The organism is Alteromonas sp. ABH4_457 (assembly GCF_056160625.1).
Window position 1 is genome coordinate 35,064 of sequence record NZ_JBSWXN010000004.1, and the last position, 19,626, is coordinate 54,689.

At 46.0% G+C, this 19,626-nt stretch carries 30 protein-coding genes; 3 read left to right on the plus strand and 27 right to left on the minus strand.

Translation table 11 applies throughout. The features are described 5' to 3' along the window. Nucleotide 1: 1 nt before the first annotated feature. The 25 genes from ACXAGR_RS09625 to ACXAGR_RS09745 all read right to left on the minus strand — a co-directional run bounded on the left by ACXAGR_RS09625 (nt 2) and on the right by ACXAGR_RS09745 (nt 14,330). Nucleotides 2–409: a hypothetical protein gene (locus ACXAGR_RS09625; protein WP_474849633.1), complete on the minus strand. Its 408-nt coding sequence runs from the start codon at nt 407–409 to the stop codon at nt 2–4. A gap of 64 nt (nt 410–473) precedes the next feature. After that, a complete protein-coding gene (locus tag ACXAGR_RS09630; RefSeq protein ID WP_474849635.1) occupies nt 474–863 on the minus strand; it encodes a hypothetical protein in 390 nt (129 codons plus the stop codon). A gap of 78 nt (nt 864–941) precedes the next feature. Next, the gene (locus tag ACXAGR_RS09635; RefSeq protein ID WP_474849637.1) at nt 942–1,265 is read right to left on the minus strand and encodes a hypothetical protein; all 324 of its coding nucleotides are present in this window, start codon (nt 1,263–1,265) and stop codon (nt 942–944) included. 68 nt (nt 1,266–1,333) lie between these two features. Then, the gene (locus tag ACXAGR_RS09640) at nt 1,334–1,888 is read right to left on the minus strand and encodes an RES family NAD+ phosphorylase (protein ID WP_474849639.1); all 555 of its coding nucleotides are present in this window, start codon (nt 1,886–1,888) and stop codon (nt 1,334–1,336) included. Beyond that, a complete protein-coding gene (locus ACXAGR_RS09645; RefSeq protein ID WP_474849641.1) occupies nt 1,881–2,240 on the minus strand; it encodes an antitoxin Xre/MbcA/ParS toxin-binding domain-containing protein in 360 nt (119 codons plus the stop codon). Before ACXAGR_RS09645 ends, ACXAGR_RS09640 begins: the two co-directional genes overlap by 8 nt. 94 nt (nt 2,241–2,334) lie before the next feature. Beyond that, a complete protein-coding gene (locus ACXAGR_RS09650; RefSeq protein WP_474849643.1) occupies nt 2,335–2,769 on the minus strand; it encodes a hypothetical protein in 435 nt (144 codons plus the stop codon). Between the two features lie 43 nt (nt 2,770–2,812). Further along, nucleotides 2,813–3,103 carry a hypothetical protein gene (locus tag ACXAGR_RS09655; RefSeq protein WP_474849645.1) on the minus strand — a complete coding sequence of 97 codons (291 nt, stop codon included), beginning with the start codon at nt 3,101–3,103 and terminating at the stop codon, nt 2,813–2,815. A gap of 189 nt (nt 3,104–3,292) precedes the next feature. Next, nucleotides 3,293–4,027 (minus strand): P-loop NTPase family protein, encoded by a 735-nt coding sequence (locus ACXAGR_RS09660; RefSeq protein ID WP_474849647.1) that lies wholly within the window; start codon nt 4,025–4,027, stop codon nt 3,293–3,295. A gap of 92 nt (nt 4,028–4,119) precedes the next feature. Further along, the gene (locus ACXAGR_RS09665) at nt 4,120–4,638 is read right to left on the minus strand and encodes a hypothetical protein (RefSeq protein WP_474849649.1); all 519 of its coding nucleotides are present in this window, start codon (nt 4,636–4,638) and stop codon (nt 4,120–4,122) included. 149 nt (nt 4,639–4,787) lie between these two features. Then, the gene (locus ACXAGR_RS09670; RefSeq protein WP_474849651.1) at nt 4,788–5,309 is read right to left on the minus strand and encodes a hypothetical protein; all 522 of its coding nucleotides are present in this window, start codon (nt 5,307–5,309) and stop codon (nt 4,788–4,790) included. Nucleotides 5,310–5,360: 51 nt separating this feature from the next. Further along, complete coding sequence (locus ACXAGR_RS09675; RefSeq protein ID WP_474849653.1) at nt 5,361–5,684, minus strand: hypothetical protein; 324 nt, start codon at nt 5,682–5,684, stop codon at nt 5,361–5,363. Nucleotides 5,685–5,813: 129 nt separating this feature from the next. Continuing rightward, complete coding sequence (locus tag ACXAGR_RS09680) at nt 5,814–6,557, minus strand: hypothetical protein (RefSeq protein WP_474849655.1); 744 nt, start codon at nt 6,555–6,557, stop codon at nt 5,814–5,816. Between the two features lie 6 nt (nt 6,558–6,563). Next, nucleotides 6,564–7,334 (minus strand): hypothetical protein, encoded by a 771-nt coding sequence (locus ACXAGR_RS09685; protein WP_474849657.1) that lies wholly within the window; start codon nt 7,332–7,334, stop codon nt 6,564–6,566. Between the two features lie 64 nt (nt 7,335–7,398). Continuing rightward, nucleotides 7,399–7,695, minus strand: a complete 297-nt coding sequence (locus ACXAGR_RS09690) for a hypothetical protein (protein WP_474849659.1) — start codon at nt 7,693–7,695, stop codon at nt 7,399–7,401. Nucleotides 7,696–7,918: 223 nt separating this feature from the next. Next, the gene (locus ACXAGR_RS09695) at nt 7,919–8,263 is read right to left on the minus strand and encodes a hypothetical protein (protein WP_474849661.1); all 345 of its coding nucleotides are present in this window, start codon (nt 8,261–8,263) and stop codon (nt 7,919–7,921) included. Between the two features lie 39 nt (nt 8,264–8,302). Beyond that, complete coding sequence (locus ACXAGR_RS09700) at nt 8,303–8,866, minus strand: hypothetical protein (RefSeq protein ID WP_474849663.1); 564 nt, start codon at nt 8,864–8,866, stop codon at nt 8,303–8,305. A gap of 114 nt (nt 8,867–8,980) precedes the next feature. Then, nucleotides 8,981–9,286 (minus strand): hypothetical protein, encoded by a 306-nt coding sequence (locus ACXAGR_RS09705; protein ID WP_474849665.1) that lies wholly within the window; start codon nt 9,284–9,286, stop codon nt 8,981–8,983. Between the two features lie 82 nt (nt 9,287–9,368). After that, a complete protein-coding gene (locus ACXAGR_RS09710; protein ID WP_474849667.1) occupies nt 9,369–9,767 on the minus strand; it encodes a hypothetical protein in 399 nt (132 codons plus the stop codon). A 55-nt stretch (nt 9,768–9,822) separates the two neighbouring features. Then, a complete protein-coding gene (locus ACXAGR_RS09715) occupies nt 9,823–10,296 on the minus strand; it encodes a hypothetical protein (protein WP_474849669.1) in 474 nt (157 codons plus the stop codon). A gap of 135 nt (nt 10,297–10,431) precedes the next feature. Beyond that, nucleotides 10,432–10,734 (minus strand): hypothetical protein, encoded by a 303-nt coding sequence (locus ACXAGR_RS09720; RefSeq protein WP_474849671.1) that lies wholly within the window; start codon nt 10,732–10,734, stop codon nt 10,432–10,434. A gap of 109 nt (nt 10,735–10,843) precedes the next feature. Next, nucleotides 10,844–11,407 carry a hypothetical protein gene (locus tag ACXAGR_RS09725; RefSeq protein ID WP_474849673.1) on the minus strand — a complete coding sequence of 188 codons (564 nt, stop codon included), beginning with the start codon at nt 11,405–11,407 and terminating at the stop codon, nt 10,844–10,846. Nucleotides 11,408–11,465: 58 nt separating this feature from the next. Further along, nucleotides 11,466–11,822 (minus strand): hypothetical protein, encoded by a 357-nt coding sequence (locus ACXAGR_RS09730; RefSeq protein WP_474849675.1) that lies wholly within the window; start codon nt 11,820–11,822, stop codon nt 11,466–11,468. 253 nt (nt 11,823–12,075) lie between these two features. Next, nucleotides 12,076–12,483, minus strand: coding sequence for a hypothetical protein (locus ACXAGR_RS09735; RefSeq protein WP_474849677.1), 408 nt, complete (start codon nt 12,481–12,483; stop codon nt 12,076–12,078). 68 nt (nt 12,484–12,551) lie between these two features. Continuing rightward, complete coding sequence (locus tag ACXAGR_RS09740; RefSeq protein ID WP_474849679.1) at nt 12,552–13,745, minus strand: hypothetical protein; 1,194 nt, start codon at nt 13,743–13,745, stop codon at nt 12,552–12,554. A 243-nt stretch (nt 13,746–13,988) separates the two neighbouring features. Further along, nucleotides 13,989–14,330 (minus strand): hypothetical protein, encoded by a 342-nt coding sequence (locus ACXAGR_RS09745; RefSeq protein WP_474849681.1) that lies wholly within the window; start codon nt 14,328–14,330, stop codon nt 13,989–13,991. A gap of 284 nt (nt 14,331–14,614) precedes the next feature. Between ACXAGR_RS09745 and ACXAGR_RS09750 the strand changes: the two genes are divergently transcribed. Together ACXAGR_RS09750 and ACXAGR_RS09755 are read left to right on the plus strand one after the other, a co-directional pair. Next, nucleotides 14,615–14,971 (plus strand): helix-turn-helix domain-containing protein, encoded by a 357-nt coding sequence (locus ACXAGR_RS09750; protein ID WP_474849683.1) that lies wholly within the window; start codon nt 14,615–14,617, stop codon nt 14,969–14,971. After that, a complete protein-coding gene (locus tag ACXAGR_RS09755; protein WP_474849685.1) occupies nt 14,961–15,143 on the plus strand; it encodes a hypothetical protein in 183 nt (60 codons plus the stop codon). The genes ACXAGR_RS09750 and ACXAGR_RS09755 overlap by 11 nt, the downstream gene beginning before the upstream one ends. Here ACXAGR_RS09755 and ACXAGR_RS09760 read toward each other — a convergent pair. Then, on the minus strand, nt 15,129–16,199 hold the full coding sequence (locus ACXAGR_RS09760; protein WP_474849687.1) for a hypothetical protein: 1,071 nt from the start codon (nt 16,197–16,199) through the stop codon (nt 15,129–15,131). The two genes, ACXAGR_RS09755 and ACXAGR_RS09760, sit on opposite strands and share 15 nt — an antisense overlap. Nucleotides 16,200–17,341: 1,142 nt before the next feature. Continuing rightward, complete coding sequence (locus tag ACXAGR_RS09765; RefSeq protein ID WP_474849689.1) at nt 17,342–17,929, minus strand: hypothetical protein; 588 nt, start codon at nt 17,927–17,929, stop codon at nt 17,342–17,344. A gap of 139 nt (nt 17,930–18,068) precedes the next feature. Between ACXAGR_RS09765 and ACXAGR_RS09770 the strand changes: the two genes are divergently transcribed. Beyond that, on the plus strand, nt 18,069–18,365 hold the full coding sequence (locus tag ACXAGR_RS09770) for a hypothetical protein (RefSeq protein WP_474849691.1): 297 nt from the start codon (nt 18,069–18,071) through the stop codon (nt 18,363–18,365). Nucleotides 18,366–19,626 lie beyond the last annotated feature (1,261 nt).

Below are 19,626 nucleotides of genomic sequence, written 5' to 3' on the forward strand. Positions count from 1 at the left end.
CTTATGCTGATACTGTGGAAGGCTGTACCATGCTGCGCAGCAGTCTTTCTGCATCAAAGTGGTTGATGTAGCACCACCCGTTGCAGGCCATGACAAAACCGGTGTGTGCGACCATGCCAGTACGGGTCGGGATGGTGTTAAGCCATGCCGCCAGTGCTTCGCCGTAAGGCTCACAGCCGGATTGAGGTGGCTTACCTAAATCGCCACAGAAGGTGAGTTCGCCCGTCGACATATACTGTACACGAGCAGGGAAGTGGAAGGCTGCCGCCATGGCGACCATGGCTTCAATCAGTGCTTTCATACGCGCCTCACCTTTCGGATAAGGTTTCAGGTCGCTGTTTTGAATGCTGTCCAGTTTGGCGATGTAAGGGCTGAGTGTAATTTGCAGTTGCTCAGGTGTTGGCGTCATGTGTATGTCCTTCTCTCAGTCAGTGAGCAAATAATAACACAAACGATAACATATGTCAACACTTTTACAGTACTTTCATCTCATTATTAAAGATGCTGACTTTATCCTGATAAATCCGGATCTGAAGCTTAAAGGGAAATTTTGCCTGCCTGCAAAATGCCTCAGTCTCGTCTCCGAAGGTATTTCGGATAATGGACTCTAAGGTAAAGATCGGCTGGTAATCTACCTCCAGCGTCAGCTGAGGCTGATGTGGTAGCATCTGGTCAATCGCAGCATCAATGGCGCTCAGAAAGCGCTCAATGTGTTCGGCGCTGATGGTGGTTTTCGGTAACGTGCAGGTGTCGCCATTTTTCTCGCGGATACGCTGCACGACAGCAGGGACGTGGGTGTTAATGAATTCAAAATGAGATTGAAAGTACTGGCGTACAGCTGCTTTCTGCTTGCCGTATGGCATATTAATATTCCCCTCAGTCGGTGAATGAATAATAACATAAACAACGCCAAAAGTAAACAAGAAAAACGCGATTTAATGCTACTGCATCCCGCAATTTCGCAGCCCCAAAACTAACTGATCGTAGTAGTCGACATGCTTGTCCTGCTCATTGTCCGGCATTCTCACACCATAATGCGCCCCGCTCATGGTGGTAATATCAAAATGCAAATGGCCGCTTTTATCGACCGCAGAATGGACAGATTCAACGCCATTGAGACGTATCATCAGCATTTCTGCATTATCCGGCACACTGCCATCAGCCCTTGTGGCTAATACCATCAGGCACCCCATGAACTGGTTAAAATAGTAAACGGGCGGAGCCTGCTTAATTGGCTGAGGGATAGGATTGGTAGCGTGCGACATGCCACTCATTATGAGGCTAAAAGTCAGTAAAGCTGTTTTGATAAAAGGGTATTTCAATGCTGTCGCTCCTATGTCCATGAATCCTGATTTTTAGGTAACCGGTCATTGTCGTCAATCACGACTACCTGATGCGGTGGGGTGGCTGACCAGTCCCAGAATACGATATTTTTGGCACCAGCGGGGGCGGTGGTTGTAAAGCTTGGTACAATAATGCCTGCCACTCCATCTCTGATAAGCGCATCGGCTATCTTGTGGGTCACAGGATAAGGATCAAGTGCCCAGCCTGCCGCGAGCAGTCTCGGATCGAGACCCAGTATCTGACAGGTGTGGTCGCAGGTTAAGTCCACCAGTTCGCTGCATTCGACTTCGTAAGTGCAGATAGTCAGCGGCTGAGGTTTGTAGGTAAATCCCTGCTGCGCCTCGGCATACGCGCCTTCAAGCGTCAGGCTGGTATAAAGCGCAGCGGTTCCTACTTTGTTGAATCGTCCGCCTTTTAGTCTGGCACCTTCACCGGAATCCGGCAGGAATGACCAGCGAGGATCGTGACACCGGAACACATGGCCGGTATAAGTCGTAAATACGTCAGAAACAGGTTTCTTGAAGGTTAAGCGAGGTTTAGGCATAACCCCCCAGTGCAATGCTGTCGATGTATTCCTTTACGGCCTGCGCTTTACCCATTTTTACCGCACTTTCTGCGGTGATGCCGCCGAATGCAGGGATGGGTTCGCTGCGATACCATGCATAAGCCGCCAGAGGGCTTCCAGCCCACGGTGTTACCATGTTTAGGATTTCCAGCATCTGACGTAGGGTGCTTTGCGTTTTGGCGCTGTGGGCGCGTTGGGTTCGTTGCAGTACAGCTAAGCTTACGCCTGCCATTCCAGCGACCTCGTGCAATGTGACATGAAATCGATCAGCAATGGATTTAGGGGAGATGATCCCTTTGTTGTCGGCAAGTTCTGCGCTTAATAGGCTCATAAACACCTCTTGTCAGTAAATATAACACAAATATATGTCTAAATTACCGACAAATCAAGTTTACGCGCCAGTCAGTGGCGCGGCGTGAAATTACTTACAGAGATGCCAGCAGGCGGTTGATATTGACAGTAAGCTGCTGAAGCAGTTGCTGTTGATACTGGCTTTTGTTTTTATCAATATCCCGCTGTATGTCGATACAGGCGCGGTAACGGGCTGCCTTTTTGACACTCTCTGGCGTCGATGACAGTAAAGCTGAAGCTCTTACTTTCTGTTTGACGACTTTGGTTACCACCTGTTCTTCTATCAGGGTAATTGCAGCTTGATGAGCCGGTGATAACATCAGCGGCAATGCGCTTTTGATAGCCTCAACAGCCTCTTCCGTCAGTCTGGCGCTCAGTCCACGGGTCACGATTCCCTCGGGATTGGGATTAAGTGCGCCGTCATGATCTGTCAGGAAGAAGGTCACATCATCTTCATTCAGTGTGCGGATGAGTCCGGTGTCGCGTGGTACGTGATTTGCCATAGTCATAATAAAGATACTCCGTAAAAAAGACAGTCGTCGGTGGAGGGGATTACCCCTCAATGGCACGGCGTTCTTCGGGTGACATTGCTGCCACTTTGACAGCCTGAGTAACAGCTTGCTCTTTGGTGGCGAACTGGCCGAACTCATCGCCATTCTTGCCGGAGACGAAGAAAACACGGGTAGCTGTTTTGTGATCATACGGCACCAGTGTGCTGTATGCCTCAATATCGCCATTATCCCATACGGTGTCACGAGGGGCGTTCATCGCGCCTTCTGTGGAGACAAATACCTTTTCATAGCCGTCTTTGCCGATATAGCTTTGTGGAGTTTGTGCAGACATGTTTGTGAACCTCTCTCTTAGTCAGTAAGCATATAATAACACAAATGATAATTTTAGTCAACTTATTTATGCATAATGTGAGTCGAAAGCTGGTGGTTATGCCACCAGCTTAAGAATGGAGAAAGTGATGGGGGCCATTGAAAAAATTTGGATGAAATCAGCGAAAAAAGGCGTTCAGGCCATGCAAGCTTATCGCGAATGCTGCGCTCTTTTCTTGCGCGTGGCATCTATCTCTCTGTCTATCGCCATTTCTTTTATGCGCCCGAGTTTGCCCATTGCGAGTAAGTCATCGATAGACTTTTCTTCGTCATCAGAGAGCCAGCCGCTGAGTGTCGTAGCGGTGTCTAAGCCAAGATACGAAGCAGGGTGGGGTAGTTCACTAAGGAAAGCGCTCAGCAGTTCGCGGCTATGAGAAACGACAATAACGTAAACGCCTTTGTCTTTTAGTCGGTTGGCTTCCATAGCTATGAATCGGCCCATGGCGCGGGCATATTTTGCGGACAAGCCCAGATCAGGCTCGTCCAGAATGATGAGTGAAGGCTCATCATAAGCGTCTGCCCCGCCAAAGGCTTTCTGTACGCCACTGATGCTGGTGGCACCGGTAGACTGTCTGTCCTCATCCCCGAAGATGAAGGCTCGTCCGATAGACTTTGAGGCTCGATTACCCATGGATACGGTGCGGACTTCATACTCGGAGTTCGCTTGTACTGCGCTTTCGATAGCTTTGCACGCTAGGCTCTTGCATGAGCCGTTGTCGCCAAAAATCACCAGCGCATTGCCGTCACTGTTTAGCGAAACGGACAGAGACTCAATGACAGCCTGTTTTGTTCCGGTGAGTGTGTTTGTGTACTGAGCGCGGGTGAATGCGTAACCAGAATCTTGCATTTTCTGAATAGATTGAAAGACAAAATCACGCACCGACATAAAACACCTCATCCCCTAAAGAAACTGCATAATAACACACATAAAACTATAAGTCAAGTGGCATATGCATTATGTGAGTCGAAAGCTGGTGGCTATGCCACCAGCTTAAAGAAGCGGGGATCGAGGTGGATTACATCATAAGGGTGGAAGGAGCGGCCTTCAAAAACAGAAACTTTCTTGCCGGTGCCGACGATTTCGTTGAAATGATCGCCACGGTTGGTGCCCTCGTTGCTCTTAATGAGCAGGCGCGTGCCCTTTGGTAACTCAACCCGACTCGGGGAGTTGTAACTATTGCTGTTGCCTGAAGTATCCTGAATAACCTCAAACACCTGTTCTGCGCGGGGAGTGATAAGTGGAACGAGGCAAGTTGCTATCTGCTCGTCTGTTAGTGCCATATCAAAGGCGTCGATAGAAGGATAGCGACGGCTGATTAAATCAAAGTTTACAACTTTGAGTGTCTCTGGGTGTGGAGCACTTAACCCTGTTTTGTGAGATAAGTCGGTGCGCAGCCTTCCCCACACTTTGTGTGTTTTGAGGTCGAGATCGCGCATGGCCTTTCTTGTGATGTCAAAAGCAGTCAGATTGTCGATTAGCTTATAGCACTGTTTCATTCCCAGATTCCTCTCTCAGTTGATGAGGCCATAATAACACAAGTGATAACAAAAGTAAACAGAAAGCATTGCCCGTTGGTAATGTTTTGACGAAGTGGGTTACTGCGCCGGTCGTGGACTGAGAGAGGTGACCGGCGCAGTAAAGGTGGTTATGCTTCCTGAGGATAGAGCAGGCTGGCTACGGCGTGACTAAACAGGCTTGCGGTGTATCTCTCTTTTAGGATAAGGGTAATCTCTTTTTCATTCGCCCAGACAGCCTCACAGAGGGCTTGGGCATTCTCGGCCAGAAAGATGGCACCGGTCATCATCGGAGCGTACTCGACCCAGCCGAACAGGTTGCCGCCTGACTTATTGGTTCGGATCATTTCCTGCTCCATGCGGGTAACAGCGTCCTGCGGAAAGGCCAGCAGGACATCGGCGACAATCTCAGCCTCAGTTAACAGCATTCCCTTGTCATTGCTCAGCATGGCGTTACGCAATCTGGCTACAGAGCGTTGCGCGTTATGCCTGAGAACGTCGACAGTCTGCGCTTTGCCTGTAAGGATAGCCTGCTTGAGATCATCCGTGTTGCAGAGGTGTTTTATGATCTGAAAGGCTTCAGAAATGGCGTTGTCTCTGGTGTAATCATCGGCTTTCGGATCTCGGTACTGCATAGTAAAAGAATGTGTCATTGTGGCTTCCATAGGTATGTGGTCATTGTGTCGGCTGTCGGGAAAAGCGGCTTAGCAGCCGCCATCACAGGAGGTGGTAGATGAACAGTCAGAAGCAGAAACGGTGGAGGCTTCGGCTGGTGTCGCCACAGCAGCGGAACTGGCAGAAGAGGTCGTTGCCGGACGTGAGCGGTAACCTTTGCTGGTACTGCTCTTCTCTAAAAGCCACTGCCTGTCTCTTTGAAAAGCTTCATTGGCTTCACGGTACGTCCGGTTTATATTACGGAGGATAAGAACCGCGCAGATGGCTAAAACAAAAAGCAGGCCGCCTATTCCAAATGTTGCGACCAGTCCGAAGCAGGTTGCAGCTATGATCAGAGAATTGCGTGCGTTCATGTTCTATATTACCTCGTAAAAATACCTTATTCAGTTCCAACATAATAACACAAGCGATTCATGTTGTCAATAAGAAACAAAAAATAGCGATGTGCTAGTACATTGCTATTTAATGACTCATCTGACGCTCTATCGCCACCCGCGTCTGTTGGGCAGGCCGTGATTACGCTCGGCATCGTTGCGACGATTCTGGGTGTATGCACTGTCTTTGGTCAGCGACTTCTCTGTGCCATCCGGAGCCGTCCATGAGAATTTTACTTCGTAGTCCTTGGTCTTGCCGGAGTTGGAAGAGTAGGCGCGGACATACTTGGTCACTTTAATGTCGCCGATTAGCATAGTGCGAAAGCCACTTTCCAGCCCGAAATGGCGAATGAAGACTTCATTTAACAGGCTGTAGGTGAACTGTTCCGGCTTTATCGAATCGGGATAGTTCATCTGCTCCCATAGCGCATCTCGCTCTGCATTTTCCTTGCGTGTCAGTTCGGCGAGCGCTTCACCGCTGTTGGCATAGTCAGTCAGCGTTTGTGGAACCGGTGTGAGGCTTTTAGGTGCCTTACTAAACCAGTGGCCAGCTTCGTACAGTTTTATGGCTAATTTTGCGCCTTCCGGTGAAATGCGGAGGGGGCCGTAGCCATCGGGTTCGATACGAAGTCCGGACGATTCGCTCCATTCGATGCTGACGCCACTGAAGGTCAGGCGTGAAGGTGTCTCGTCATCACTCTCCAGAGGATTTTGTTGCATCCAGTTGTCGCGCAGTGTGGTCTGGATTTCTTCTGCTTTTTTCATCGCCGTGCGTGGACGAATGTCTTTTGATAGCAATTCAAAAAACGCTTTGCATGGCATGAGATAATGAGCTGCAATCTGTTCTTTCATTCTACCTCAATCATCGGTCAACTTAAGTGATAGCGAGCCTTGTAGCCGATCTGCCTGTTCTTCGAGGCAGGGGAACATACAGTGCAATTGCTGGCGCAATTCAGGTGTCAGGTGCTTCTGTATAAACAGGCGTCTAAGAAATGTGGCATACCAGACTTCATTTGAATCTTGCAGGTAGCTGAAAAGCGCGTCGATGGATGTTGCGGGCAAATTGGCTTGAAGCGTCAAAAAATCGCTCATGGCATAACGAAAACGAAAAGCGATTGGATTGTCAAATTCGGGGTCGGCAATGTGCTGACACATAGTATCCAGTATGCTGCCAGATAGTGATATTGATGACAGCGCTTCGAAGAATTCAGCAGGTGGCGGCGTGTCAGTCTTTGTTTGAAGTTCAAAGAGCAAACGAATGCAATCGATGCCTATCTGTTCATCAGGGCGCTTGTTTTTAAGGACGTCTGCCCGCGAAAGAGCCTTCAGAGCGATTGACCTGACAGGTCTTTCCAGTGCGGTGATAGGGTCGTGGAGTTCTATGTCGGACACGCTGATGCGTTCACTCAATTCACTGCATAGTTGCCGGATGAGTTTGTCTGAAATGACGTCAGTCTTGGGAACTTCGGCTTTTTCGCACAGCGCAGTGAGGCTGTCGCATTGCAACTCAGTCAAATCAATATCCAGCGTGGAAAGTAATTTGGCGTTATGCGTGTTGATGATGGTCAGCATGTTTTCGTGAGTTAAAAACGGCAGTAAGGCTTGAAAACGATCTTTCGGTGAATGCATAAATGTTACTCGGGTTGAAAAGCAGGAAGGCGGCAGTACGCCGCCTCAATGAATATCGTGGCGCTTAGTCTTTTCTGTCGCACTTGGTGAATTCTATCGCATCGACCACATCATCCAGTGCGCCGGAGTCGAGGATGGCGGATAAACTATACTGGTAGCCATCACAGTCCAGACCTACCTCGCTGTTGATGTGAGTAATATGCTTGGCGCTGAACTCCACATTGTAGGCAGAGATATTCAGGGCTTTCACGCCACCATGCTCTTCGCCATAGGTTTCTACCAACGCTTTGATGTTGTTACGGATAGCCATCATCAGAGCGCTTTTCATGTTGCGCACGTTCAGGAGGTTGGTGGTTGGCATGGGGTGTTGTTCCTTCACTTAGTCAGTGAAAGCATAATAACACAAAGGTTACTACCTGTCAATAAAATAATAGAAAAAACCCTGCACCTCATGGTGACGACGGATGCAGGGCTACAGCGCGAGTGTGTCACGTTTGTCACTTCCACACCCGTTTGTCAGACTACCTTACGACTAAATAAGGATAGAGTAAAGTCGTGAGGTCAATGCGGCATAAGGGGCGGTCTTACTTTTTAAGTTCCAGTAAGATATCTTCCAGTTCTTTGGCCAGTAGCTTGCCCTTTTTGTTGAGAACCAGTAGCTTGGAGCGGCTGTCTTCCTTGTTCTCTCTCCACTCGCACAGATCCAGACCTTGGCGGTTGTTCATGGCGGTTTTGGTCAGAAGATTACAATGGCGGCCAGCAGAGGCGCGGGTCATGTCCACGATATCCGCTACTTCAGACGGGGTGATACCTGCGGGTCGTTGGGTGACCTCCAAAAAGACGGGCAGGGTCTGAATGGGCATCTCAGGGTAGATGGCGCGGATGCGGTTAACCAGACGTTTCATGGTGATGAAAACAGTTGCGTTCATATAATACCTCGTATATCGCGTAGGGGTGGCCAGTTGGGTTTAGTTGTCCCAACTGCGCACATAGACTGTGAATGTGTCTGACCAGCCCGCTTGAGCGGCCTGACGGTGTGTTACGTTGACGGTCAGGGTCTTACCACCCACGTCCGCCTCCAGTACCGCGACACCATCGTCATTGAAGACAGGGGTATGGTGAAGGTGGATACCGTGTTCGTTCTTTAAAATCACTTTTGCGGTGTCTGGCAGTGCCGCACACACCACAGCAATTTGATACAAGGCTTTATCGTCGCCTGTGACAAATCGATGCTTAAACTGTTTAAATACCGTTTCAGCCTGCGTGCGTAGCGCTACGTTAGACAGTTTGTAGTCCGGATCGCACTTAATGCAGATCCTGATATTACCTTCAGGATCGGGCAGGGCCGCAATGCCAGTTGCAAAGGGCAGAGACTGCGCCAAAAAATGAAGTGGCGAAGAAACCTGCGATCCTTTTTGCGGGCAAATGTCGTCGAATCGGGTTTCAATATCATCAAACACTGTCGCGGCAAGGTCGGGCAGGCCGAGGTCGGCGGTGATTGTGTTACCCGTTATTGTTGTAATGTGTTGCATAGATACCATCTCTCAGTTGATGATTACATAATAACACAGATTATAGATATTGTCAATATAAAGTTTGCATTTTTTGGTCTGGCTGGTGGCCTACCCACCATCTGACCGGTAGTCTCACTGCTTAGCAGCTTGATTTAATTTCGTGTAGTGCTTGGCGATAACAAAGTCCAGTGTTGTCAGATCGGTCAATGCGACTTCCTTACCGGAACTGTAGAAAAACACGGAGTGACTGATACGATTTTGCGTGCAGCCTTCCTCATCGACGTGGTTAACTTCCAGAGTACGAAGTACTTCGTAGTCCTTTGTGCGCAGAACAGGTTGAACAAACTTGCCTGACAGCGCTTCAGCAAGCGTGCTGTCTTTTGCTTCAGCAAGGCCTTTATTGGTGCGTACTTCAAGATTGGTGGATATGCAGTTCATAATTTCATTTGTCTCTTAGTCAGTTATCGCATAGTAACACAAGTATAACTAAATGTCAACGCAATAAGTCACTAATATGAGTTTATAAAATAACCATGCCGCCGTACTCGTCAAACTCGTCCTTCTGGAAGATCCAGAAAGTGGCGTCAGTCGTGTCGTCGTCACCTTCAGGAAGAAACCAGACGTGGTGCGTAACTGGGCCACTGTCGTAGTTAACGTCGACGTCAATCTTGATGGTGCCATCCTCGATAAGAAAGTTTGGCTCACCTACCAGAGGAAGGTCTAGTGAGATAAGTGCAGCCACCAGCGTTATTCTGTCATTCTCAGTCAGTGATGCCTCGCCATTTTCAATGGCCAACCAGTAGGCGGGGAGGGGATGGTCTTGAAGGCTAAGGAAATCCTGAACAGAGTTGTAAATCAGGTCGCCGCCTCCAAAGACAAGTTTGGAAACGATGTGCTGGAAGTCGGCAGGCTGAGGCATGGTGGTGTGCGGGTGGCGAAATTTTCACCACCATAGCAGGAATACTGCTGTGTCGCTACATGTGTGTTGCAACCTCATAGTCTTTGGCCTCAACAATGATCATAAGTGGATAAGCAGCATCGATATGACCGGTTGGATAGAAAAAGGCGTAGTGTGGAGTGTAGGAGCCTTCATCATCCTTCAGGTAGAACGTTTTTGTCAGCACGTCCCGCTTGTGCCATGTGTCTTCCGGCACCTCGGAGAGAGGCAGGGGAGAGTGTTGCTTAAGTTCTTCAAGTTCGGCGACCACCTCGCTGTGCGGCACAACAGGCAGGTTTAACGACGCGAGACATGCATCCGCTGCTGCCCGCATCTCACCGGTAAAGTTTGACAAATGAGTCTGCGCCTCTTCCCACTCATCCGTGGTGATATGACTGTAATTGGCATCAATCACGGCTTTTACTGAGTTATTAATCAGCGCGTCAGGATTGTACGTTTTATAGTAGCTTCGATAGTCGCTGATGATGTGCGAAAAAGCGGCGATAGGCATCTGAATGAAATCTCACAAATCTCACTGTTGATTAGCTGCCCATATAGTAACACATAGTACATCAAATGTCAACAGAATACACATTAACCAGAGCATGCAGGTCACAGTTGATAAGAAATTAGGTGTATAGATAAATTATGTTTTATTCTTCTTGTTTACTACGTAACCTGATATCGCGACGAACAGGCCGACTGATAAGATAGAAAGCAGAAGCCAGTATGATTCTGGTTCGCCCATGTAGATGTCGCGCACCCATAAATAAACAATCGGGGTGAAGAGAAGGAGACCTAAAGAAATTGCAAAACCTATAAAGATTTTATGCTCAAATTCTGTAAGTGCAGTTTTGAAAAACGGCTCCGGATTTATGTAATAATCGAGAGCCAGAAAGAGTAGAAAAACCAGTCCTATAGCCCACAGTGTTAATAATAAACTAGCCATGTCTTACCCCATTTGTTTTGATTAAGATTTTCTGTTTATAAAAATTGCCTTGTGCAGCCAACTATGATTTCGGCCTGAATAACCTTAGGAGGTGGCACTATACCACCTTTTAGAAACTAAGCCCGTGTTCGTAGCCTGCGCAAAGATAGAACGGACGCGAGGATTCGCCATTGGTGTATTTGATGGCGTACTCTTCGTCCTTATCTCGTAGGTAGCGCCTATATTCCTCGGGGTCGCTGATGCCAGCTGCCATCATTTTGCCATCCTGCATCTTCTTATAGCGACGCTCACGGCGGATATCCTCAATGGCTCTGATGGATGTCAGCATGTGCAACCTGCCGTCACTCAGGATAAGGGTGCCAACCTGCTCCATATCTCCCTCGCTCTGATCGGAATCATTAGAAATACCGCTAAAGCCTTCAGGAACTTTTACCACTGCGCTTCCGTCCATATCTTCGAGGCTATTCGGCCATCCCAGAGCCATGTACTCTGGCTTGGTCTTGCGGCGCTTGAATGTGCTCAGGTATTGTTCTATGGACTTTTTACTGCTCATTGGTGTTTGCGCGAACACCTTTATTTTATTGCCATTGTCAACGGTGACGGTGAAGGATGTGTTGCTCAGGTAGCTGTAGGCGATAGACATAATGCGTTCTCTCTCAGTTGATGCACACATAATATCACAAATGATACCATCTGTCAATAATAATGAGGAAAATACCAATCATTCTGCCTTAATTGTCAAAGAAGAGGAGGTCAATACCATGGACACGACCCATAGAAAAAAAGATAGTATCCTGCGTCTCCCCCGCTCTGTTGGCAGTTATGACTCTTTCGTCTTCATTTTTAAGGTAGGCGGCGTAAGCATCAGGATCGCCTTGTCCTTCAAAGTCAGAGAACGTTTTTACGCGACACGCTTCATTGGCATTGCTCATGGTGTTGATAACAAGGTTGCGTCGCAGATGCTCCACCGACACCAGAGAGGTGATGATCGAGTATTCATTGGCTGAAAATAGCAACGTCCCGATATTCTCTAAGTCTGTTTCAGTGGTCTTGTCCGACAGTCCAGTGTAGGTGGCTGGAAGACTCACAACTTACGCGCCTTGACGTTCATGAGGACTGGACTCAGACATTGAAATAAGCATAAACTCAGGCTTATATTTACGTCTGGCGTAAGCTGATAGGTACGTGGCTTCAGTTCTGCCGACAAGGCAAGGTCTCTGGATATAGAGCTGAAACTCATGGCCGGTGTCGGCGAAGGCCCGAATGAAGTTTGCAGTGCAATACTTGCTATATTCGCTCATAGAATGTCAGGCTGGTGAGCGAGCCACCAGCCTCCTGTCATTACGCGCTGGCTTTCTGATCCTCTTCAGCCATCTTATTCAGTTCCGAGAAGACAAAGTATTGTTCTGTCTGGCTGTCATCATCTGCATCAGGCTCTGTCTCAAATCCCGGCTGGTAGACTTGGCCCAGAGCACTCAGGGCTGCATAGCTTTCAGATTCCTGACCTGCATGCCACTGGGTGTAATGCCAGTAAGCCGCTGGAATCATCTCTGAAAGGCTGCACTCATAACCTTCACCGATATAGATCCAATCGTCATTGTCACCTTCGTAGGCGTGGATGGCATTGGCCAGTTTGATGAAGACACCAGCGAGTTCGGGATAGGTCTTTGTAGGCTTGATGGTGCAGATGGTAGCGTTCAGGTCTTCAAACAGTGCTTTGATTTTCTCGATAGCGGTGTTGGCAGTCATTTGGCATTCCTCTCTCAGTTGATGAAAATATAATAACACAATAAACGACAAGTGTCAATGCGTGTTCATTACCAGTTGTCATCATTGATTATCGGTGCAGCGCTTTCAGAAAACCGCTTAAGTCTGCTGGCATAGTCTACGGGGTTGCCTTCTGAGTCCAAATAACTGTCGAAGCTGACTACTTCGTATTCAATCTTGTTGAAGAGATTATCAAATGTGCTGTAAATGCGCTCTGCACTCTGTAACTCGGGCTTGTCTTCAAAGCCGTTGTCGAAAAGACTGTTAGCAAAGTGGCCAGCTATCATATCGACATCTTTATTGTCTTTTGCGGAGAGTAGGCAGTGTGCCAGCGTCACAGGTATGGACTCTTGAAAATAGTCACTTACCCATTTACTGACGTGAATATCGTCGTCGTAATAATATAAAAGGTTGTCCAGAACACTAAGCGCGTCGTGGAGGTCTAAGGAAGTTATGTGGATAGAAAAGTTTAAATCATAGAGAAAAACTGATTTGGATAGCATGGTCAAACCATCTGGATCAGTTAAGATAGAGGGGAGTTTGTTGAGAATTTCGAGAGTCAGCATCTCTGATTCAGTTTCATTAAATGGCGTGAGTCGCCATTCTCCGTATTCGATGCGTAAATTCTGTTTTTTAATGCATCTAAGGTAATCAAGGAAGTCGATAAGGATAAATCTGTCGCTTATGGTGTCTAAGTCATCATGGAACTCAATTAACGTTTCTCTTTTTGTTCTGGTGAAAAAATCATCTTCCTCTTCTTTGTAAGCAGAAACTTCAATCGTAAGAATCTGTTTTGGGATAGTAAAAAGAGATGCATCGACAACGGCTTCAGAGGTTATTTTGATGTTTGTTTCAAACATCCCTCTGTCATTCTTAATGATGACTCTGGAACTGTATTGTCTTGCGTCAGACTTTATTTTGGTCGAAAGTTCGTAAAGCTGAACGATTTCGCTGTCGTTAGGATTAAGAAAGGTAAAAAATGACTCAATGCCACTATTGAGTAATGTGGATTTGCTTTCGATTTCATCTCTATTCAGCTTGGTGACGTCGATTAAGGTCTGCTGCTTGGTGCTCAGGCAGGCTTTTCTGATCCCATCAATGGAGTCAGGTGTGTTGTTCTTAAATAAAACCTGTTTAATGACATCATATAGCTTTGAAGTTATGGTTGAACGTATTTCCATGGCGCTATCGGAGCTAACGAAGTTGTCAATGTATTGCGCTCGGCTTTCTGCGATAGCTAGCATAAAGAGTCCTGTCTGAAAAAGAAGAAGTGTAACAATAAAAAGGGGGTCAAGGGGAGGTTGAAGCCCAGTGCTTCAACCTCATTATTGCTAAAAGTGTCCGGCAGCGGCCATGATGATTATCAGGGCGAACGTACCACTAAGTACGCAATTAAAAATACAAGGTCGGCGGTGTGAGTTTGGCATGTATGTATTTCCTCTCTTAGTCAGAAACTACATAATAACACAAAAACAACTAAAAGTAAATCAATTTACCATCCGCTTTATCGTTGTTTCTATGATCACCTTGGCGATTCCTTTGGGGGAGAGTGCAGGTTTATTGGGAACATTTGGTGCTCTTGTAACACTGCGGCCATTATAAAAAATAACGTTGCTGAATTCCAAGCTGATGTCGCTATACTGTTCAGAGAGAATTTTTTCAGACTGATCGTCTTTATACTCCTTGGCTTTCTTTGCCAAGGCTAGGGCAATGCGATGAGCCGCCAAAGTGTTATCAGAAACGCGCAGAATGATGTTACCAACCTCAGACTGTAAAGGTGAGTCTGGAGCTAATTGTGATTCGAGATACTTAATGAATTCAGATGTCATTTTGCGAATACCTATTGTAAGAATTAACCTTACAAAAATAACACAAGTCAATGAAAAAGTAAACTAAAATTATTTGGCGTTAGTAGAATGCTTTGATAGATTTAATATGTAGTATAGTAGATTTCGGGGTATTTATGGTTAATATAATCAACCCGTAGACGTGGCTGAGGATGTGATTAAAAATGCATGCCGGAGTCATTTCGAGAGCCGGATAATGATCTTGCTATGTAGTTGACTTTATATGAGATTCACGTTATTATAAACCCTCGTTTTTGGGGATTTTTATGGTTACTCGATTTGGAAAATTTGTGCGCAAACGCCGTGTCGAACTGGATATGCGAATTCAGGACGTGGCTGATAAACTTGGTGTCTCTACAGCCTACATATCAGCAGTGGAGTGTGGTAAAAGCAATCCTAATCAGGGCTACCTCAAAGCGTTAGGTCAGGTGCTGGAATTGGATGCTACTCAGCAGAAAATGATGGAAGAAGAGGCGTGTTATTCTAAGAATAAGTTCATTCTTAAGCCTAAAACGGACAGCGAGAAGTTAGTGGTATCGTTGTTTGAAAAGGCACTTTTAGATGGCAGTATGACCGATGAAAAATGCAGAAAGATTTTGGAGGTGCTGAAGGATGGCGACTAAATATATAAAGCTTACAGAAAAAGAGTTTTTGGCTATCCAGAAGGAGATATACGGCTCCAAGATTTTTGCAGGCTCTTACGAGGACGAGCCTCAAAAAGTGGCGTATGATGCCTTTGATGCTGTCAAAAAGGCCGAAAAACGAAATGGTGTGCCTGAGTTAGATATCGGTTAAATCCATCTCAAGTTGTCCTTTAATATCTTTCTCTTCGCTGTTGGAAGCAATCTGATCTTTTGTGAAGCTGGCTGTACCTTGAACTGTGAATTTATAATCTACTATCTCGCCGAACTTATTTGAGATTGATTCCTTGACAAAGCCATTTTTAATAACATCAGCTTTCGCCAGCTGCATCACGGCTTTTCTCATGTATGCCGCTAGATCCTGAAGTTGTTTCTTGTCGATAATTTCGCTTTGTGCTAAATAGCCAAAGTCGTTCATAGTTCTTCGTAGATTAAAGTGGAAGCTCTTCCCTTCCGCGCAGTACGTGTATTTTAAAATGAGGTATTTGTGCAGCCATCTGGTAAGGGATCGGTTGTGTTCGTCGGCTTTAGTCCAACTGTAGGGTCGGTAGGAGTACTCGTCGATACCCTGTTGTACAGCTGGGTGAAATAAGCAATAACTCTGTTCTTCGGGTGCGTTAACGCCTACTTTTTTACTTGTGTATCGTACTGGAAGATAAGAGCCGGAAACTTCATTAATAACGACTTCCGTGGATATGTCCTTACCTGCGCTGTTTTTTGGTGATTTCTGCTGAGGAATGATTTCTAAATTAGATTTATGAAGAACCTCTATGGCCTCCTTGATATCTTTGGCGTTCATGCCTGTAATTCTTCGGATCATGCCTACTGTAAAATAAGATCCATAGCCTGTTATTGATCCTGTGGTTATCTCTCGAAGGCCGCCGCCGCTGGCAATTTTGATGATTGCACTCTCAACGCGCTCTTCTCGGTCAGATGGCCACATGATGATATTTTCTGTCTGCCCATCGATAACGCGCTTTATCGGTGCGCCTGTTATTCTTACAGTAATGTGCCATCCATTGGTTTCTGTGTGGGTTTCTACAACGGTATCTTTTACTTCTTGAACTCGGTTCCAGTTGTAGCGTTTGCGAACGAACCTCGGTAAGAGCTGGTAATCTTTAAAGGCATTAGAATCATCCTTGTAGTTCCTGACAAAACTATTGATTTTGGGATTTTCTCTGTAGTTGTCAGAAACTAATGCTTTTGCCATTGTTTTGATCCTCTCGTTGTTTGGGATCAATATACAGACTTTACTGACCAGATCAAGATCTCTAAAAACCACTAAAAACCTTTATATTACATAGACATGCCGCATGCACCTATGTGGATCTGATATGCAGATCGCAAAAAAGTTATTCTGCTAACATGTGAGTAGAGTTCTTTTTTATCTTGGCCAGCAGAGCTGGGAGTTAATTCAGATCTTAAAGATCTAATAATAACAGGCTAAATAATGGTTAAAGGGTAAAAGCAGGTTAAAAGTGGCTAAAAGAAGTTGCGCGGGGTAAGGGAGAGTCAACCCCAATAAGGACAGGACTTGGCGGGATGATTGACAATCACTCAGCTAACAAGCTTATAGGATTTTAGCTAACAATTAACTGAGGGGCAGGCTCACAGGCTGACAATCATACAACTCACAGCTAGGTGGGTATTAAACTCTACATTATAAATACTGCACACACATTATGCACAGCATACCAACAACTTACTAACAGAGTTACCCACAAATACAGGGTGTTATGCTACTGCAATTGCATATAAATATATGCATAAATCACTCAACTAACAATTGAATAAGCGTTTAACTAACATGTGAGTGAGGAGCTGAAAAACTAGGGAAGATTGTCCTTAACGTATCGGTTAATTGTGAGTTAAGCACTCAATACGCTGAAATTTCCTTTATTCATTGCGTTAGAGTAATTGTGAGTAGAGTCATTATATTACCTGTAGGCTTCGCCAGACGTGACTTCCGGCGTAATTGTGAGTTAAATACTTAAGGTGATGAAGTTCCCTTCATCCATTGTGTTAGAGTAATTGTGAGTAGAGTCATTATATTGCCTGTGGGCCTCGCCAAGCGTGGATTCTGACAGACTTGTGAGTTAAATACTTAGAGCGCTGAAATACCCTGTGGCTGTGGTGTCAGGCTAATTGTGAGTAGAATGATTAGGTTCCTCGCAAGCCGCTCCAAACATGGCTTGCGGGGTAATTGTGAGTTAAATACTTAGAGCGCTGAAATACCCTGTGGCTGTGGTGTCAGGCTAATTGTGAGTTCAGTGGCCGAATCGGCTGTATCCTTTGACAGACCTGAGCTTAGGTGTGTTAGGTCATTCAAAGCACTGTCAGTATATGTCTTCATTAGCCAAAGCCGAGATAGAAGGTGACGCCTTTTGTTTCGGGATCTTCAGCGTAGAATAGAGGAATAGTAAACGTCGAGCTGTTGTATTTGCCATAGGCCATCATCAGGTGAAAGCCATCGACCTGTTTGGGATAAGCCTGAAACTCTTCCACATTGTTCAGCATGGACTTGAGAACAATAAGACCCTTTCCAAGTTCATCCATTCCCTGACACAGGTAGGTGAGTGGCAGGTGGTAAGTTCCCCCGATTTTTACAAGACGTTTATGCAGCAGCTCAATAGGCTCTTTCACGCCGTCTGCGATGGCTTCAATGTACTTCGCCTTATCATCCTCAACATACGGCTCAAGTGCCAGAGTAAACCCTGTGACGCCTTGACGGTTAGCAGGAGCAGCACTGAGACAGTGAGGTGCTTTGCGCTTTATCAAATCAGAAGGAGAACGGTGGCAGTAAACTGGGTTGGCACCGAGTGCTATGAGACTGTTTTCGAAATTCCTGAAAGAGGCAGCGGTGAGGCCGTCCTGATGAAACTGTTTGTCGCCAAATGGAACAAATATGGCCGGAGCTGCGCAAATATCACTGGTGTTCATTGATCGTCTCTGTCTCTCAGAAGTTGTAGGATTATAATAACACATAAATTTACAGTTGTCAATAATAAAAGAATCTGGAAATGCCAGCCTATTAAATATACAATATATTAATTATATATGTGTGTATTTATGGTTGGCTATGAGCAGTAAAGAAGTAAACGACGCGATAATTCGCGTTCCGGATTATCAGCAAATCGTGATCGTACCGGAAGGTGAGAAGAAAGCGTTATTTCCACCAAGATTGGTGAGTTTGTTAGGTCGGGCAGCTTTTGCGTTGTCGCTCCTGCTGTATTTATACGCGCCATTGGTGGACTACATGCATGCAACGCTCATTTTGGGATTAAATACTGTTTTGACAGGATTTGGTCTCTTCACCATGGGTGAAGAGGCTGAGTCGGAGGAAAGTCGTCATACAGAGTCGTTCTGGATAAATTAGTGAAATAATAACCTGTCTAAATTTTGAGCACTTGTCGATTATTGTTCCTAAAACATCACAAAGTGACACTTGAGAGGGTAGCTGCAAAAAGCTCTTGGTAAATATAAACTAATTCAGATCACAAGATTCAAGATTAAGATCTAAGAGGGTAAAGCATCAGCAAAATAATAGGGGCCAATAGCTTTAAAAACAGATAGATACATAATACCACATATTTATTTATACCCCTCTCGGATCTCAATAGATGACCTTTTGGATCGGTTTTATGTGGATAAAGTGGGTTATTAACACCTGACAGATCGCAATTTAATCCCTATACTGATCGCAGTGATGTTTCATCGTATTTTCGTAACTCACAGAAAACACACAAGTTATTATCTGTTTTTCCACGGAAAGTCCGATCTGAATAGTGGAAAAAGCCTGACAATGTAGCGATCTCACTTATGCTGCGTGCTACGGAGCGATCAAAAAGGGGGATAAATATAGATTTGGGGTCAGAATGGATGAAAAGTGAGCAAAAATCGCCCTGAGTCTGCGTATTTGCAGAGCTTTGATTACCAAATTGATCGGATTTTGAGGTAAAAAACCGCTATGTGTCGATCTGGATCGTAATTTAGCTATTAATTGTTTGATTTATGAATAGGGCTAATGTCTGGCGTTCTTGCGCGTTGAGTTCGATAAATTTGGTCACAAAAGGGATCTGTTGCGGGTTTGTCAGCTTGCCAAGCCTTGACGATATGCTCTGGTAGGCTTAAATGACCAATATGATCGGTCAGGGGTTCCTGTATCTTAGATTCGGTGAATTTGGTGATTAAAGGTGGCTGAAGGCGCTATGAGGGCTGTCGATGCCAGTGCTGCTGAGGACTGTAGGGCTTTTATGACCAGAAAGATCGGTCAGGGGTTCCTGTATCTCAGATTCGGTGAATTTGGTGATTAAAGGTGGCTGAAGGCGCTATGAGGGCTTTCGATGCCAGTGCTGCTGCGGGTTGTAGAACTTTTATGACTGAAGTGATCGGTCAGGGGTTCATGTATCTCAGATTCGGTGAATTTGGTGATTAAAGGGAACTCAAGGTGCTGGGATGGCTGTCGATGCCAGTGCTGCTGCGGGTTGTAGAACTTTTATGACCGAAATGATCGGTCAGGGGTTCCTCCATCTCAGATTCGGTGAATTTGGTGATTAAAGGGAACTCAAGGTGCTGGGATGGATGTCGATGCCAGTGCTGCTGCGGGTTGTAGGGCTTTTATCACCGAAATGATCGGG